Source organism: Parazoarcus communis (assembly GCF_003111645.1).
In the GTDB taxonomy this organism is placed as follows: domain Bacteria; phylum Pseudomonadota; class Gammaproteobacteria; order Burkholderiales; family Rhodocyclaceae; genus Parazoarcus; species Parazoarcus communis_A.
In genome coordinates this window covers 4,452,602-4,469,562 of sequence record NZ_CP022187.1, presented here as the reverse complement: position 1 = coordinate 4,469,562, position 16,961 = coordinate 4,452,602, and the positions used below count along the sequence as shown (strand labels likewise).

General features: G+C 64.1%; 14 protein-coding genes. 9 read left to right on the top strand and 5 right to left on the bottom strand.

Translation table 11 applies throughout. The features are described 5' to 3' along the window. Positions 1 to 47 precede the first annotated feature (47 nt). Entirely contained in the window at positions 48 to 3,440 is a 3,393-nt protein-coding gene (amt, locus tag CEW83_RS20445; RefSeq protein ID WP_108951008.1) for an ammonium transporter, read from the bottom strand. A 244-nt stretch (positions 3,441 to 3,684) separates the two neighbouring features. On the opposite strand from amt, the gene xth reads away from it, so the two are divergent. The 3 genes from xth to CEW83_RS20430 all read left to right on the top strand — a co-directional run bounded on the left by xth (position 3,685) and on the right by CEW83_RS20430 (position 5,438). Next, complete coding sequence (gene xth / locus CEW83_RS20440) at positions 3,685 to 4,446, top strand: exodeoxyribonuclease III (RefSeq protein WP_108951007.1); 762 nt, start codon at positions 3,685 to 3,687, stop codon at positions 4,444 to 4,446. A gap of 7 nt (positions 4,447 to 4,453) precedes the next feature. Continuing rightward, positions 4,454 to 5,125: a Crp/Fnr family transcriptional regulator gene (locus CEW83_RS20435; protein ID WP_108951006.1), complete on the top strand. Its 672-nt coding sequence runs from the start codon at positions 4,454 to 4,456 to the stop codon at positions 5,123 to 5,125. A 118-nt stretch (positions 5,126 to 5,243) separates the two neighbouring features. Further along, complete coding sequence (locus CEW83_RS20430) at positions 5,244 to 5,438, top strand: YgaP family membrane protein (RefSeq protein ID WP_108951005.1); 195 nt, start codon at positions 5,244 to 5,246, stop codon at positions 5,436 to 5,438. A gap of 43 nt (positions 5,439 to 5,481) precedes the next feature. Here CEW83_RS20430 and rsmA read toward each other — a convergent pair whose 3' ends face one another. From rsmA to CEW83_RS20410, 4 genes are read right to left on the bottom strand one after another with little or no spacing between them, the layout of a single operon-like run. Continuing rightward, on the bottom strand, positions 5,482 to 6,285 hold the full coding sequence (rsmA, locus tag CEW83_RS20425; protein ID WP_108951004.1) for a 16S rRNA (adenine(1518)-N(6)/adenine(1519)-N(6))-dimethyltransferase RsmA: 804 nt from the start codon (positions 6,283 to 6,285) through the stop codon (positions 5,482 to 5,484). Beyond that, a complete protein-coding gene (pdxA, locus tag CEW83_RS20420; protein ID WP_234418936.1) occupies positions 6,282 to 7,283 on the bottom strand; it encodes a 4-hydroxythreonine-4-phosphate dehydrogenase PdxA in 1,002 nt (333 codons plus the stop codon). The genes rsmA and pdxA overlap by 4 nt, the downstream gene beginning before the upstream one ends. Then, on the bottom strand, positions 7,280 to 8,596 hold the full coding sequence (locus CEW83_RS20415; RefSeq protein ID WP_108951003.1) for a peptidylprolyl isomerase: 1,317 nt from the start codon (positions 8,594 to 8,596) through the stop codon (positions 7,280 to 7,282). The genes pdxA and CEW83_RS20415 overlap by 4 nt, the downstream gene beginning before the upstream one ends. A 29-nt stretch (positions 8,597 to 8,625) precedes the next feature. Then, on the bottom strand, positions 8,626 to 11,169 hold the full coding sequence (locus CEW83_RS20410; RefSeq protein WP_234418934.1) for an LPS-assembly protein LptD: 2,544 nt from the start codon (positions 11,167 to 11,169) through the stop codon (positions 8,626 to 8,628). Positions 11,170 to 11,292: 123 nt separating this feature from the next. On the opposite strand from CEW83_RS20410, the gene CEW83_RS20405 reads away from it, so the two are divergent. The 6 genes from CEW83_RS20405 to CEW83_RS20380 all read left to right on the top strand — a co-directional run bounded on the left by CEW83_RS20405 (position 11,293) and on the right by CEW83_RS20380 (position 16,926). After that, positions 11,293 to 12,312, top strand: coding sequence for an aminoglycoside phosphotransferase family protein (locus CEW83_RS20405; RefSeq protein WP_108951001.1), 1,020 nt, complete (start codon positions 11,293 to 11,295; stop codon positions 12,310 to 12,312). An 8-nt stretch (positions 12,313 to 12,320) separates the two neighbouring features. Beyond that, positions 12,321 to 13,001, top strand: a complete 681-nt coding sequence (murU, locus tag CEW83_RS20400) for an N-acetylmuramate alpha-1-phosphate uridylyltransferase MurU (protein ID WP_108951552.1) — start codon at positions 12,321 to 12,323, stop codon at positions 12,999 to 13,001. Positions 13,002 to 13,069: 68 nt separating this feature from the next. Then, positions 13,070 to 14,422 (top strand): Xaa-Pro aminopeptidase, encoded by a 1,353-nt coding sequence (gene pepP, locus CEW83_RS20395; RefSeq protein ID WP_108951000.1) that lies wholly within the window; start codon positions 13,070 to 13,072, stop codon positions 14,420 to 14,422. Continuing rightward, positions 14,409 to 15,554 (top strand): FAD-dependent monooxygenase, encoded by a 1,146-nt coding sequence (locus CEW83_RS20390; RefSeq protein ID WP_108950999.1) that lies wholly within the window; start codon positions 14,409 to 14,411, stop codon positions 15,552 to 15,554. The genes pepP and CEW83_RS20390 overlap by 14 nt, the downstream gene beginning before the upstream one ends. A 116-nt stretch (positions 15,555 to 15,670) precedes the next feature. Continuing rightward, on the top strand, positions 15,671 to 16,693 hold the full coding sequence (dusB, locus tag CEW83_RS20385) for a tRNA dihydrouridine synthase DusB (protein WP_108950998.1): 1,023 nt from the start codon (positions 15,671 to 15,673) through the stop codon (positions 16,691 to 16,693). Then, positions 16,690 to 16,926, top strand: coding sequence for a helix-turn-helix domain-containing protein (locus CEW83_RS20380; protein ID WP_108950997.1), 237 nt, complete (start codon positions 16,690 to 16,692; stop codon positions 16,924 to 16,926). Before dusB ends, CEW83_RS20380 begins: the two co-directional genes overlap by 4 nt. Positions 16,927 to 16,961: the final 35 nt, after the last annotated feature.

The following is a 16,961-nucleotide window of genomic DNA, read 5'->3' as shown; positions in this document are numbered from 1 at the left end:
ATGCGGATCGCACAAATAACGCGCAAAAGTCGTCAGTCGGATGCGGTTCAGCGCGGCATCATCCGCACCCGCCCCATCTCTGACAGGGGCTTGGGCACGCCAAGATGGAAGCCCTGCCCATAATCGACGCCAACTTCGCGCAGGACTTCCAGCACCGACTCGTTTTCCACGAACTCTGCAATCGTGACCAGGCCCATGGTGTGACCGATGGTGTTGATGGCCTGCACCATGGCACGGTTTGTCGGGTCGGTCGCAATATCGCGCACGAAGGAGCCGTCGATCTTCAGATAGTCGACCGGCAGCGTCTTCAGGTAGGCGAACGAGGACAGGCCGCTGCCGAAGTCGTCGAGCGCAAACGCACACCCCAGCTTTCTGAGCTCGCCCATGAAGCTCACCACCCGTGACAGGTTGGCCACCGCCGAGCTCTCGGTGATCTCGATGCAGATCGAGCCCTGCGGAAGCGCTGCGCGCACCAGGCCGGCACAGATGTCCTCCAGCAGACGCTCGTCACTCAGGGAGTTCCCCGACAGGTTGATGCACCAGGTGCCCTCGACCCGGCCCTCCTTGCGATAGGTGTCGCTCACCCATGCCAGTACGTTGCGGAACACCCACTCGTCGATGCGCGGCATCAGGTTGTAGCGTTCTGCCGCCGGAATGAAGCTCCCCGGGCTGATCAGACGCCCGTCCTCCTCCAGCCGCACCAGCACCTCGTAGTGAATGGAGTGCGCCCCCGAAAGCGGCACGATCGGCTGCACGAACAGTCGCAGCCGGTCTTCGTCGAGCGCGCCGTGCAACCTCGCGACCCATTGCATCTGGCCGTGGCGCTCCATCAACTGGTCGTCGTCGGGGCGGTAGACGTGCACACGGTTGCGCCCGCCCTCCTTCGCCGCATAACAGGCGGTATCCGCGGCCGAGAGGATGCGGCCCATCTCGCGCTCGTTCTCCGTCACCGGCACCAGGCCGATACTGACCCCGATCGAGAACGATTTTCCCTCCCACGCAAAGCGGTAGGCACGGATCGCCTCGCGGAAACCCTCTGCCATGGGAATGGCCTTCTCCACCGGGCAGTTGAAGAAGATCACGCCGAACTCATCCCCGCCCAGGCGCGCGAGCAGATCTGCTGCGCGCATGCGTTCGCGCATCAGCGTGCACACCTGACGCAGGAGTTCGTCGCCGGCCACGTGGCCACAGGTGTCGTTCACGACCTTGAACTGGTCGAGATCGAGATAACAGAGGATGTGCGTTGTCCCTGGAGGTACGCCGGGTGTCAGCAGGTCGGCAAGCCGGCGTTCGAATTCGCGCCGGTTGGGGATGCCGGTCAGCGCATCCTGACTGGCCTGCCGGGTCAGTTCGCGCGTCAGGTTCAGCGTTACCGTGACGTCCTGACACACGAGCACCACGCCGATCAGGTAGCCCAGGCGGCTGCGTATCGGGGCTGCGGAATCCTGCACCGGAATGCGTTCCCCGTCCCTGCGCACAAGCAGGCCATGGTCGGGCGCCCGCATCTCGCGGCCGTGCGCGAGCACGGTGCGGACCGGATTTTCCAGCGCGCGCCCGGTGACTTCCTCTTCAAGACAATAGATGTTCGCGATGTTGCGCCCCTTGGCCTCCTCCAGCGTCCACCCGGTGAGGCGCTCGGCCATCGGGTTGAGGTACTGCACCGCGCCGGTCTCGTCTGTCGTGATCACGCCATCGCCGATCGACGCCAGCGTCACCTGCGCGAGGTCACGCTCGTGCTGCAACTGGTCGGCGATCTGGCGGCGTTCGGTCACATCCCGCATCAGTCCGGTATAGACCGTCTCACCCTGTGCGTGGCCCTCACTGACCGAGATCTCGAGCACACGGGGCGCCTTCCCCTGCCGGTGCAGTCGAAGCTCCATCTTGTCCTGCAGTCCCATCAGCCGTTCGACCTGACGTGTCGGCCGCAGCGGCGGGTCACCCAACAGATTGGCCAGCGGCATGCCGACGGCGTCTGCGCCCTGCACCTCAAGCAGTTTCTCCGCGCCCGGATTCAGGCTGCGCAGGAGCCCGTCCTGGCCAAAGGTGACAATGCCGTCGCGCACATCGCGGATGATGGCGCGGGTCTGCCCCACCGCACGCTCCAGTGCCTCCATCATGCGGTTGTATGCGGAAGCGATCTGCCCGACTTCGGTAAACGGCTCCACCGGCACCCGTACCGACAGTTCGCCGGTCTTTTCCTGCACCTCCATCGCCTGCAGCAACTCCAGCAGCTCGGTGCGCGCGCCATGCTCGGACACATTGAGACCGAGCACCTCCTCCTCCGCAGAGACACGCAGGGGAATGAGGCGATCCAGTCCGCGCAGCAGCACCCAGGCGAGCCCGAAAGACCACACGCCGCACGTAACCACACCCAGCAGCTGAACCAGAAACTGCTCCCCGCGACCGAGGCCGGTACCCAGTGCCAGCGGGTCGGCAAACAGCGCAACCGCGAGCGTGCCCCATATGCCTGCCGCAAGATGCGCAGGGATGGCGCCGACCGCGTCGTCGACGCGGTATCGCAGCAGCAACTCATGGCAGGACACCATCGCCAGCGCACCGCCTGCGCCGACGATCAGCGCCGCGCCGGAATCGAGCACATGCGCCCCCGCCGTCACCGCGACCAGACCCGCAATGCCACCATTCAGGGTATGAACCACGTCGGCGTAGCCGCGCTGACGCCAGCCCAGGGCCAGACCTGCGAGCACGCCCGCCACCGCTGCCAGCACGGTATTGACCAGAATGCCCGGCACCCGCCCGTCGAGCGCCAGCGTGCTGCCGCCGTTGAACCCCAGCCAGCCGAACAGCAAGAGCATGACACCGAGCATCGCCAGCGGCAGATTGCCGCCCGAGATGGGCTGCTCCCTGTCCTCCGCATCGAAGCGTCCACTGCGCGCGCCGATGATCAGTACGCCAGCCAGCGCCACCCAGCCCCCGACACCATGAACGACGGTTGAACCCGCGAAATCGACAAAACCGATGGCAGCCAGCCAGCCACGTTCGCCACCGAGCGCACCGCCCCAGGCCCAGTGACCGAACACCGGATAGATCAGCCCACCGATGATCGCAGCCACACCGAGATAGGCTGAAAAGCGCATGCGCTCCGCAACGGCACCGGAAACAATCGTCGCAGCAGTCGAACAGAACATGGCCTGAAACAGGAAGAAGGCGGCCAGCGCGCTCGTGCTGCCATGTCCGACCGAAAGCATGAAGTGGTCGGTACCAGTCAGCCCGGCCGCGGACGAGCCAAACATCAGCGCAAATCCAAACGCCCAGTAAAGCGCCACCGCAACCGCAAAGTCCACCACGTTCTTGATCGCGACGTTGATCGCATTGCGACTGCGGGTGAGTCCCGATTCGAGACACAGGAAACCCGCCTGCATCAGGAACACCAGGCCCGCACACAACACCACCCACATCACATCAATGTCGACCGCACTCATCGGACCGTCCCGTTCCCCGTGCCTGCAGCACGGGATGGGGCGATACGCCCCATCGACCGCACCAAGCTGGTGCATCAAGCCGGTCTGCACAACGCCCAGCCGTACCTTGTCCTGTTGTGAGCAAGAAGAGTGCCGCCCCGAATCCTGCGCCGGCGCTCATGGCACAATAGCGCTGTTCCCACTGTCCGTCGCAGCGGTCGACCCGACGCAAGCGCGTGCGCGTCGCCCGGCGCCACAAGAGTTCATGAAAATCGCCACCTGGAACGTCAACTCCCTGAAGGTCCGCCTGCCTCACGTCCTCGACTGGCTGGCGGCCAACAAGCCCGATGCCCTGTGCCTGCAGGAACTGAAGATGGAAGACAAGGCCTTTCCTGTCGCCGAACTGGAAGCAGCGGGCTATCGCGCAGCTTTCATCGGACAGAAGACCTACAACGGCGTCGCGATCCTGAGCCCGAAACCAATGGATGCCGTGGTCCGCAACATCCCGGGCTTCGACGACGAACAGAAGCGCATCATCGCCGCCACCATCGACGGTGTCAGGGTGATCTGCGGCTACTTTCCGAACGGTCAGGCGGTCGGCTCCGACAAGTTCGAATACAAGCTGCGCTGGCTATCGGCCCTGACCGAATGGGTCGAGGAAGAGATGCGCCAGTATCCGAAACTGGTCCTGACCGGCGACTTCAACATCGCTCCCGAAGCGGCCGATGCGCATCCTGACTGGAAGGACGAGATTCACGTTTCAGAGCCCGAGCGCGCGGCCTTCCGCGCACTCACCGCACTCGGTCTCATCGACGCCTTCCGGCTGTTCGAGCAGCCCGAGCGCAGCTTTTCATGGTGGGACTATCGAATGATGGCCTTCCGGCGCAATTTCGGCCTGCGCATCGATCACATCCTGGTGTCGCCCGCGTTGCAAGCCGATTGCAGCAGTTGCACCGTCGACAAGGCGCCGCGCAAGCTCGAGCGCCCCTCCGACCACGCACCGGTCGTCCTCGAACTCGCAGGGTGAGCACCTCATGACGAGTGCCAAGCGCCTGCAGAAGAACTATCCGGTCATCGACGAACTGTCGCCCGCTGCACGCTCGCGCCTGCTCGACGCCGCACGATGGATGGAAGTGCCGGCGGACACGCTGCTTTTCGACGACCATCAGTCCTGCGAAGGTTTCCCTTTCGTGATCGAAGGCTCGGTGCGAGTCGCCAAGTGCGCCCCCAATGGCCGGGAGCTTCCGCTCTATCGCGTTACGCCAGGCGAAACCTGCATCATTTCCTCGTCCTGCCTTCTCGGCAACGAGGACTACAACGCCCGCGGCATCACCGAGGCCGACACCCTGCTGATGCTGCTGCCAAAGCAGGTGTTCGATGAACTGCTGGCCGAGCCGGCTTTTCGCGGCTTCGTCTTCAACCTGTTTGCCGAACGCATTGCCGATCTGATGCAGCTGATCGAGGAAGTGGCTTTCCACCGCCTGGATCAGCGCCTTGCCACCCTGCTGCTGGGCAAGGGACGTATCCTGCATACGACGCATCAACACCTCGCGGATGAACTCGGCAGCGTGCGCGAATTCGTCAGCCGCCTGCTCAAGGGCTTTTCCGCACAGGGTCTGGTCAAACTTTCGAGGGAGCAGATCGAGATCCTCAATCCTGCAGGTTTGCGCCGCATTGCCAGCGGCGCCGACAACCGCAGCCCCTGACTCGCGGTTCGGGGCAAGCGCCGCCACGCGGCTGAAATGACCTGCTATGTATCTCCGGTTACAGACCCCGTGTCATGCCGCGTGCTCCAATGGCGTCACTTTCCCCTTGGAGCACATCATGAAATCGAACGTGGGCAGCATGGACAAGATTCTTCGCATCGTTGCCGGCATCGTGTTGCTGGCACTGGCCATCATGGGCATTGGTGCGCCGTGGACCTATATCGGCATCGTGCCGCTGGCCACCGGCCTGCTTGGCTGGTGCCCCGCCTACACCCTGCTCGGTGTAAACACCTGCCCGATGAAGAAACAGTAAACTTCACGGCACACACGGAAAAGCCGGGCGAGCCCGGCTTTTTTCACGCCCGTTTGCCCGCGCCGCTGCAGTAGTTGGCGATGGCGACAAACTCGGCAACCGACAGGCGCTCGCCGCGCAGCCCGGGGTCGAGCCCCAGCGCAGCGAACCCTGCCTCATCGAGAAACTCCCGCAGGGTGTTGCGCAGCGTCTTGCGCCGCTGACCGAAGGCCGCAGTCACGATCGCGCCGAGCAGGGCTTCGTCCCTGGCAGTCAGCTCCTCGGCCGGCAGCGGAACAAGGCGCACAATGCTCGACATCACCTTGGGTGCCGGGCGAAACGCACCTGGCGGCACATCGAACATCCGACCCATGCGGAACCGGTACTGCAGCATTACAGAAAGGCGGCCGTAGTCCTCGGTACCCGGCTCGGCCACCATCCGCATCACCACTTCCTTCTGCAACATGAAGGTCATGTCCTGCACCTGCTCCGCAAAGGCCGCGAGGTGGAACAGGATGGGGGTCGAGATGTTGTACGGGAGGTTGCCGACGATGCGCAGCGGATCGCCGAGCGTGCCGAAATCGAACTTCAGCGCATCGCCCTCGTGGATGCTGAGGCGTTCCGGCGAGTAGCGTTCGCGCAGGCGGGCAATCAGATCGCGGTCAATCTCGACCACATGCAGATGATCGATACGCTCGAGCAAGGGCGCGGTCATCGCGCCCAGGCCGGGCCCGATCTCGACCATGGTCTCGCCCGGCTGCGGGCGAATGGCATCGATGATGCGACGGATGATGTTGGGGTCGGACAGGAAGTTCTGACCAAAGCGCTTGCGTGCGCGATGGCCGTCTGTTTCGCGATCGTTGCTCATGCGGATTTCCGTTTTGAGGCCGCCATCGAAATCGCCAGCTCCACCGCAGCAAAAAGGCTGCCGGGGTCGGCGCGACCGCTGCCGGCCAGATCAAGTGCCGTGCCATGATCGACCGAGGTCCGGATGATTGGCAGGCCCAGGGTGACATTGACGCCGCCGCCGAAACTGGCGTGCTTGAGCACGGGCAGGCCCTGATCGTGATACATCGCCAGTACCGCATCGCCCTGTGCCAGCGTGTGTGGCACAAACAGGGTGTCGGCCGGCAGCGGGCCGACCAGCAACATGCCTTCTGCGCGCAGACGATCGAGAACGGGCGTGATCACCTCGATCTCCTCACGCCCCATGTGCCCGCCTTCGCCTGCGTGCGGATTGAGGCCGGCCACCAGAATCCGGGGGGCATCGAGGCCGAAGCGGCTCACCAGGTCACGATGCACGATACGCAGCGTCTGTTCGAGCAGCGCCGGGGTAATCGCAGCCGGCACCGCAGACAGCGGCAGATGGGTCGTGGCAAGCGCCACCCGCATCCCGCCGCCGACCAGCATCATCACCACCAGCGGCGTAGAAGTCCTTTCCGCGAGATACTCGGTATGGCCGGTAAAAGGCACCCCGGCGTCGCAAATCACGCCCTTGTGCACCGGCGCGGTCACGATGCCTGCAAACTCGCCCGACACGCAGCCCTGCACGGCACGGTCAAGCAGGGCAAGCACGTAGGGCGCGTTGTCCGCATTCAACTCACCAGCCACCGCAGGGCTGGCAAGCGGCTGATGCAACACGTCGATCATCCCCGATTCGGGGGCAAGCCCGGGCTGGTAAGCGCGCACCTGGACTGCACTGCCGATGCGGGCAAGGCGCTCTTCGATCAGCTCGGCATCGCCCAGCACCACCAGGTGGGCAGGCCACTGACGGTCGGCCAGGCTGGCGCAAAGCTCCGGACCGACGCCTGCCGGCTCGCCACTGGTGATCGCGAGCACCGGAAAATCGTCGGTCACGATGCTCACTCGCGTTCCAGTCGGTAATCGACGTACGTGCTGTCACGCAACTGACGCAACCAGTCCTCGTATGCGGCCTCGGCCTTGCGCTCACGCAGGATGGCGCGCGCTGCGTTCAGCTTGCGCTCTTCGGTCACGTCCTGCACGCGGCGTTCCGTCACCTGAATCAGGTGCCAGCCGAAAGGCGAGCGCACCGGGGCACTGATGTCGCCGGGTTTGAGCGCATTCATCGCACGCTCGAACTCCGGCACGGTGTCGCCCGGATTCACCCAGCCCAGATCGCCCCCCTTGGCCGCAGACAGATCCGCGGAGTTGGCCTTCGCAAGTTCGCCGAAATCCGCGCCATTGACCACGCGCTCACGAAGCGCGAGCAGACGGGCCTCGGCTTCGGTATCGGAAAGCACCTCGGAAGTCTTGATCAGGATATGGCGGGCACGGGTCTGTTCGAGTTGCTGCGGGCCAGCCGCCGCGCCGCCGCGCTTGTCCACCAGCTTGACGATATGCAGGCCGGAGGCACTGCGCAGCACCGGCGACAGCTCGCCCGGCTTCAGGTCGCGCGCGGCATCCGCATAGAGTGCCGGCAACCGGTCGCGTTCACGCCAGCCAATGTTGCCACCGCTGATGCCGTCGGACGCGTCCGAGGTTTCAGCCGCCACGCGGGCAAAATCCTCACCCGACCGCAGGCGGGCCATCACCTTCTCAGCGCGCTCGCGCAGCCGGGCGATTTGCTCCGGGCTCGCACCTTCGGGCGCACGCAGCAGGATGTGCGCGAGCTGGAACTCGATGCCGGAGAAGGCATCCGGGTTGTTGGTCAGGAAATTTTCGACTTCCGCATCAGTGACGACCACCTTGTTGTCGACCTCACGCTCGCGCAGTCGGGTCAGCACGATCTCGGTGCGGATCTCATCGCGAAAACGGCTCCAGCTCACGCCATCGCGCTCGAGCGCGGCACGCAACTCGGTCGACGACAGCTTGTTGTTCGCGGCAATGCGGGCGATCGCGCGCTCGAGCATGCCGTCGTCGACACGCAGCGAGGTATCGCGAGCAAGTTGCAACTGCGCACGCTCGACAATGAGTCGCTCAAGCAACTGGCGCTCGAGCACCTCAACAGGCGGCAACTGACCGCCCTGACGCTGAAGCTGGCGCGTCGCCTGTGCAACACGCTCGCGCAGTTGCAGGGCGGTGATCACCTCATTGTTGACGACGGCGACGATACGATCGACCTCGACTGCCTTGACAGCGGCATGAGCCGGCATTGCGAGTGCAGCACAAGACAGGCCAACTGCCACCAGGGCACGGGAACGGGACAGGAATCGGTTCATGGTTTCTCTATGAAATGGGCCGCAAACGGTCATTCGACGCCGAAGACACGGTTACCGCCGGGCTCGTTGATCGTGCCATAGCCCGGCACGCTGCGTTTGATCAGGTTGACCGGACTGGTGCCGATGCTGGCGAGGTCGTTGAGTTCAAGTTGAATGAAGACCGACTTGGTCACATCGTCGGCATCGGTGGCAAAGCGGTGCATCGCCACACGCACGACCCAGCACCCGCCATCGTACTCAATGCCGCCAATCGCTTCGGTCAGACGATCTTCCTTGAGCGAATGCGTGAGGCGGGTCACACCGTACCAGCGCCCGCCAAGTGGCCACTGGCCGGAGATATCGAGGTCACGCAAGGTGTCCTTCGTGTAGCGGTAGCTCAGGTTCAGGGTCTTTGCAAAGCCGGGCTGGTAACGCAGCGTCGTGTTGAAGCGCTCGGTACGGTCGTCGCGCGGGTTGTACTGCCACAGGGACTCAAGGGTGGTATTGGCCGCGACACTGCCGCTGAAACCGGCCAGGACGTCGGCCTGTTTGCTGGTGCGCGCGGTTTCGTTCTCAACCAGCGTTCCACTCTCGTCGTAGTAGTTGCTCGTGACGCGCTGATCTTCGAAGTAATAACGCTGACCAAGCAGAACCTTCATCCACTCCGCACCGGTCTCGGGGTTAATCAGTCGCGAGGTTACCGCTGCTGTCAGTTGGTTGGCGTTGGCAATACGGTCGCTACCGGAGTAGAGATTCTCGGAAAAGATCTGTGCAAAGCCGAAGTCATAGGTACTGGTGTCAAACAGCGGGATATCTTCCTGATAGCGGTAGGCCGTCTTCAGGTAGTACAGCCTCGGCTCCAGCGTCTGGATGACATCGCGACCAAAGAAATTGGCTTCACGCTCGAACGTCATGCCCGAGTCGATCGAGACAATGGGAATCGAGCGGGTAATCGAATCCCGCAGCGTCGCCGTCGGATCGCGGTCTATGTCGTAGCTGGTGTAATGCACGCCGATCTTCGGCGTGATGTAGTAGCCGGAACGCTCGATCGGCAGCGACAGTTGTGGATAGGCCACGAAACGGGTGGCGTCGGGGTTGTCCTCGTCCGGGTGTGAAAAATTGACGAACTCGCTGTTCCACGCAAAATTCAGCCCCCCTGGGAGATCAGGGCGCGATGCGTTGAGTTGCAACTGCGGCAATCTGCGATACGGCGTGGTGACCGTTTCATCCGGATCGGGGTTCAGGGTCTGATAACTCTGCACCAGTGCAGATGCACTCCACCACTCACTGCCGGTGTAGATCAGGCGCCCTTCACGCAGCAGGTTTACTTTGGAGGCGATCGAGATATTGGAGCTCAGGTCTTCGAAGTAATCGTCATCGGAGACCCCGTTCAGGTCGAGCGAGCCGTACAGTGCCGGCGTAATCCATTGCTGGTGCTGGAGCGAGCCGAGCGTGCGCTCTTCCCCAGTCTTGTTGTCGCGTGACAACCATTCGGCACTCACGTCCCCGCGATAGGTTTCACCCATGTAGCGCACTTCACCACCGAGTTGAAGCCCGCGCTGGCTCATCCAGCGCGGCGTGATCGTCGCATCGTAGTTGGGCGCGATATTCCAGTAGTACGGCACAGCCAGGTCGAAACCGGTGGTGTTCGAGTACCCGATGGTCGGTGGCAGCACACCCGACTGCCGCTGACCGGCAAGGGGAAACTCCGCCCACGGCATCCAGAACAGCGGTACGCCCTGAAACACGACGGTGCTGTCACGTGCGACACCCATCTCACGATCGTAGTCGAGCGACATGTCCCCGGCCTTGATGTACCAGTCCGGGTCGTCGACGCTACAGGTGGACCAGGTGGCGTTTTCGGCACGGTACTGGTTCTCGCCCTCGAAGTAGAGGACGCTCGCGCGCCCGCCACCGTTGACCTCTCGCGGCGGGTCGCCCGGCTCCAGCGGTTCGCGGGTTCGAACGATCGAATAGCGCGGGGCATCGAAGGAGCCGGTACGCTCTCCGAGCACGATCGACGCCGACGGACCGGACATCTCGTCCCTGCCCTGGCGCAGACGCACGTTGCCTTCGGCCACGGCCTCATCGGTCGGCTCGCGGTAGATCAGTTTGTCGGCGGTCAGCAACATCTCACCGCGCTGCAATTCGGCGTCACCATCGGCAACCAGTTCGACCGCGCGGGTGCCGCTGATACGAACCGCGCTGATTTCCGTTGCCCCGGACGCCGGCATCGTGCCCGACGATGCCGGCTCCGGACGGGTCGGCACGGGTGCAGCAGCCGGCATAGCCTTCGTCGCAGTCGTGGCGGCAGTCGCACTTGCGGCCTTTGCACCAGCGCCAGTCGGCGCTGCCGGCACACGAGCGGCCGGCGCAACCGGCTCAACCCGCTGCACGGCCTGCGGCTTCACCTCGCGCACCTCGACGCCTGTGCTTGCCGCTGCAGCCGCTTTCGGCGTCGTCTCGGCACCGGATTTCGTGCCCCGTGCAGTAACCGGGTTACGAATCAGGTCCGGCGACACCACCAGTGCCGGCATGTCGGCAGCCATGGCAGAGCCGGACATCCAGCACAACAGTAGCGGAATCAGTCGCATCCGCGTGTTCAAACCCAAGTCTGGCAAAGCGAACCCCAGTCGGCAGAATGTGAGCGACTGCCCGCACAGGCAGCCGTATTGATAAACTCGCGAATTCTACACGAACGATCGCGGAGAACCCGCTTGCCCAGACTCGCCCAACTCCAGCACTGGCTCGACGGCCAGCTTTCCGGCCGCAGCTACGAGCTCAGCCCGGCCTCGGCCGATGCCAGCTTCAGGCGCTATTTTCGTATTCGTTTCGCTGACGGCAGCCCCAGTCTGATCGTGATGGATGCCCCGCCGGCTCAGGAAGACTGCCGCCCGTGGCTGACCATCGCCGGGCTGTTCCGTACTGCGGGCGTGCACGTTCCCGACGTGCTCGCGGAGGACCTGAAGCAGGGCTTCCTGCTGCTCTCGGACCTCGGCAATACGACCTATCTGTCTGCATTGCAGGCGCCCGGGTGCGACCAGATGCAGGCCGCCCACCTGTATGCAGATGCAATCGGCTCGCTGATTGCAATTCAGGCCGCCAGCCGCCCCGACGTACTTCCAGAGTACTCCGAGGCGCTCCTCCGCCGCGAGTTGATGCTGTTTCCAGAGTGGTATATCGGCCATCACAAGAAGATGACGCTGGATGCCCGGGACGAGGCCACGCTGATGTCTGCCTTTGACCAGATCATCGCGGCCAACCTTTCGCAGCCGCGGGTATTCGTCCACCGGGACTACCATTCACGCAACCTGATGAAGATCGACGACGGCATCAACCCGGGCATCATCGACTTTCAGGATGCAGTGTACGGGCCGATCACCTACGACCTCGTGTCCCTGCTCAAGGACGCCTATATCCGTTGGGACGAGGACTTTGCACTCGATATTCTGGCGCGTTACTGGGAAATGGCGCGCCAGCTCGGCCTCCCTGTACGAGAGGATTTCGGCGACTTCCATCGCGATTACGAATGGATGGGCGTGCAGCGCCACCTGAAGGTGCTCGGCATCTTCGCCCGGCTGTGTCATCGCGACGGCAAGGAGGCCTATCTCCAGGACATGCCGCTGGTAATGGAATACCTGCGCAAGGCCTGCGACCGTTATCGCGCGCTGGGCCCGTTGCTCAAGGTCATCGACAAGCTCGACCCGGTTCCGGTCCAGTTCGGCTACACCTTCTGATGAAAGCCATGATCCTCGCCGCCGGTCGCGGCGAGCGCATGCGACCGCTCACCGACACCTGCCCGAAACCGCTGCTGACGGTGGGCGGAAAGCCGCTGATCGTCTGGCATATCGAACGCCTGCGCGACGCCGGCATCACCGAACTCGTGATCAACCATGCCCACCTCGGGCAGCAGCTTGAAGACACACTTGGCGACGGACAGGCACTCGGCGTTCGCATTTCGTGGTCACCGGAAACCCGCGCACTCGAAACCGCCGGCGGCATCCGCCAGGCCCTGCCCCGGCTCGGTGACGGCGCCTTCATCGTGGTCAATGGCGATGTATTCTGCGACGTCGACTTCACTGCCCTGCAGACGACCGCAGCCAGACTGAACGCCAGCACCGACCTCGCCCACCTTGTCCTGGTCGCCAACCCCGAGCACAACGTCGATGGCGATTTCGCGCTCAATGCGGGACGCGTGCGGACCCACGGCACGCCGCGTCTCACCTTTTCCGGCATCGGCGCCTATCACCCTCAACTCTTCGATGGGCTCACATCGGGCATTCCAGCAAAACTCGCCCCGCTGCTGCGATCGGCAATGGATGCGGATCGGGTCAGCGGCAAGCTGCACCCCGGCCAATGGATCGATGTCGGCACCCCTGAACGCCTGCAGGCGCTCGACGCCGCACTCTCCCGCGGTGCGCCCTGAGGCATGCCGCACCTTTTTCCGGATCGGCGGTCGGAGCCTGTGTCGCCGACCCGTGCCATAATTTCGCCATGAATGCTCTGACAGATCCCCTGCACCTGGACACCCTTCCCTTCCGTGCCCGTCGCGAGCGCCTGCTGGCGCGAATGGACGCAGCCGGCGGCGGCATTGCCATCCTGCCAACCGCACCGGAACGCACGCGCAACCGCGATGCGCACTACCCCTATCGCCACGACAGCTATTTCTACTATCTGAGCGGCTTTCGTGAGCCGGAAGCGGTGCTGGTATTGGTTGCGGGTGAAACGCCCAGGCAGATTCTGTTCTGCCGCGAAAAGAATGAAGAGCGCGAGATCTGGGATGGCTACCGCCAAGGACCGGACGCGGCCAGCGCGCTGTTCGGCTTCGACGAAGCATGGACCATCGGCGAACTCGAAAAGCGCCTGCCCGATCTGCTCGCCAACCAGGCCGTGCTGTGGTGCGGACTCGGTTACGACAACGAGTGGGACGCGCGGATCATGAGCGCACTCAACGCCGTGCGCGCCAATGCCCGCACCGGCGTCACGCCACCACACTCGGTGCGCGACCTGCGCGCCGACCTCGACGAGATGCGCCTGATCAAGGACGCAAGCGAACTGAACACCATGCGCCGCGCCGCGAGCATTTCCGCCGCGGCTCACTGCCGCGCGATGCAGCAGACACGGCCGGGCCGCTTCGAATACGAGATCGAGGCAGAACTGCTGCATGCGTTCCGCTCGAACGGCAGCCAGGCCCCTGCCTACACCTCGATCGTTGCCAGCGGCGCGAACGCCTGTGTGCTGCATTACGTCGAGAACGAGCGCCGCATGCGCGACGGCGAACTGCTGCTGATCGATGCCGGCTGCGAACTGGACGGCTACGCTTCCGACATCAGCCGGACCTTCCCGGTCAACGGTCGCTTCAGCGGCCCGCAACGGGATGTCTACGAGCTGGTGCTGGCCTCTCAGCATGCCGCACGGGCAGCCATCCGGCCCGGCGCACACTGGAACGAGCCCCACGAAGCCGCTGTCGAGGTACTCGCTCGCGGCATGATCGACCTCGGCCTGCTCCGCGGCAGTTTTGACGAAGTCATGGAAAAGGGCGATTACCGCCGCTTCTACATGCACCGCACCGGGCACTGGCTGGGCATGGACGTGCACGACGCCGGCGAGTACAAGCTTGGCGGCGAGTGGCGCCCACTCGAGCCGGGCATGGTGCTGACGGTCGAGCCCGGCTGCTACATCCGCCCGTCGGCCGACGTGCCCGAGGCATTCTGGAACATCGGCATCCGCATCGAGGATGACGCGGTCGTCACCGCAGAGGGTTGCGAATACATTACCGATGGCGTGCCGCGCGAAATCGATCAGATCGAAGCCCTGATGCGGGACCAGGCCGATGCAGCGGCATGACCTCCTGATCGTCGGCGCCGGCCCGGTTGGCCTGGCGCTGGCACTGTTTCTGAAAGATGCCGGACTGGACATCATCCTGGCCGACGCCCGGGCCGCACATGCGGCCGCCGAGGACCCCCGCATCCTCGCGCTGGCGCATGGAACCCGCCTCAGCCTCGAACAGCTCGGCGTGTGGCAGGGCCTGCCGGCCACCCCGATCAAGACCATCCACATCTCGCAACAGGGCAGCTTCGGCCGCGCCATGCTGCATGCTGCGGACTACGACATTCCCGCGCTCGGGCACGTGATGCCGGCCGGTGCGCTGGCTGGCGCGCTGCGGCGCAAGGTGGACGAAGCGGGCATTCCGGTGCTCGACGGCACCGAGGTCAGCCATCTCGCGCCAGGCGCGGACGACGTCATCGCCAGCCTCAAGGGACAGCACGCCGGCACGCTTTCCGTGCGGCTGGCCGCCTGTGCCGAGGGCGGCATGAACGCTGGCGACGATGACATGGTCGAGCATGACTACCACCAACATGCACTGATCTCCCAGGTCGCCGTCACCGGCGGCCACCACAACACCGCCTTCGAGCGTTTCACCAGCGCAGGACCGGCGGCATTGCTGCCCTGCGCACAGGGCTTCGCAGTCGTCCATGTTGTCGCCGCCGACGCCGCCGACAGCCTGCTCGAACTCGACGCCCATACCTACCTTGCCCGCCTGCAGGCCATTTTCGGTCATCGCGTAAGCCTGACCGCCGTCACCGACCGACTGCGCTACCCACTGCTGCTGCGCTATCGCAAGACCCCGGTCGGGCAGCGCACGGTGTGGCTCGGCAACGCAGCACAGACCATGCATCCGGTGGCAGGCCAGGGCTTCAACCTTGCCCTGCGCGACGTTCGCGCATTTGCCGACCTGCTGATCGAACGTGGCGACGACCCCGGCAACACAGCGCTGCTGGGCGAATACGGCAGCACCCGTGGCCTCGACCGTCTCGGCACGATCCGCTTCACCGACAGTCTGGTGCGACTGTTCAGCAACGACATCGCCCCCTTGCGCCACGCCCGTGGCGCGGGCCTGTTCGCCCTCGATCTGTGCCCGCCACTGCGCCACTTCGTGGCCAAGCGCATGATGTTTGGTGCGCGCGCCTGGCCATAAACGGGGCTACGACAAGGCAGCCAAAGCCGGCGTGAAGGGTTGCACCCGCGCCACGCTGCCCCCCAGCGCCCCCGGCATGGGGTAAAATGCCGCTCTTTTCCCGCCCGCCTCAGCCCATGCAGTTCGCCGGATTCACCTTACGCAACAACCTCTTTGTCGCCCCGATGGCCGGTGTGACCGACCGTCCGTTCCGCCAGTTGTGCAAGAAACTGGGGGCCGGTGTTGCCGTATCCGAGATGGTGACCTCGAACTCGCTGCTGTACGGCAGCGCGAAAACCCAGCGTCGCGCCAACCACGACGGCGAGGTCGACCCGATCTCGGTGCAGATCGCAGGCGCCGACCCGGCAATGATGGCCGAGGCCGCGCGCCACAACGCCGACCGTGGCGCCCAGATCATCGACATCAACATGGGCTGCCCGGCAAAGAAAGTGTGCAACGTCATGGCTGGCTCCGCGCTGATGCAGGACGAGCCCCTGGTTGCCCGCATCCTCGAAGCCGTCGTGAATGCAGTGCCGAACACCCCGATCACGCTCAAGTTCCGTACCGGCTGGAACCGCGAGAACAAGAACGCACCGACCATCGCCCGCATTGCCCAGGAGTCTGGCATCCGTGCGATCGCCATCCATGGCCGCACCCGCGCCGACCAGTACATGGGTCAGGCCGAGTACGACACCATTGCACTGGTCAAGTCACTGGTGAACATTCCGGTGATCGCCAACGGCGACATCACCACCCCGCAGAAAGCCAAGTTCGTGCTCGACTACACGGGCGCCGATGGCGTCATGATCGGGCGTGCCGCACAGGGCCGGCCGTGGATCTTCCGCGAGATCGAGCACTTCCTGCGCACGGGCGAAGAACTTCCGCCCCCGCTGGTCACCGAGATCCTTCAGGTCTGCCGCGAACACCTCGCCGACCTCTACGCCTTCTATGGCGAAGAGACCGGTGTGCGCATCGCGCGCAAGCACATCTCCTGGTACACCAAGGGCCTGGTCGGATCGGCTGCTTTCCGCCACACCATGAATCAACTGCCGGACGTGTCGGCACAGCTTGCTGCAGTAGACGAGTTCTTCGGTCGTCTCGCGGAAGCCGACACCCGCCTGCGCTACGAAGAAGAACTGCCTCAGGAACTTGCCGCATGAGCCGCAGCAACGAGATTGCCGATTCCGTTTTCCGCACACTCGACCAGTACTTCCGCGACCTCGACGGCGAACGTCCGGCTGCGATCTACGACATGGTGATCCGCAACGTCGAGCGCCCGATGCTCGAATTCGTGTTGCAGCAGGCCAAGGGCAACCAGACCGTGGCCGCCGACATGCTCGGCATCAACCGCAACACGCTGCGTCGCAAGCTGACCGACTACGACCTGCTCTGATGCACAGGCCGCACCTGCGGCTGCGAAGCAGCACG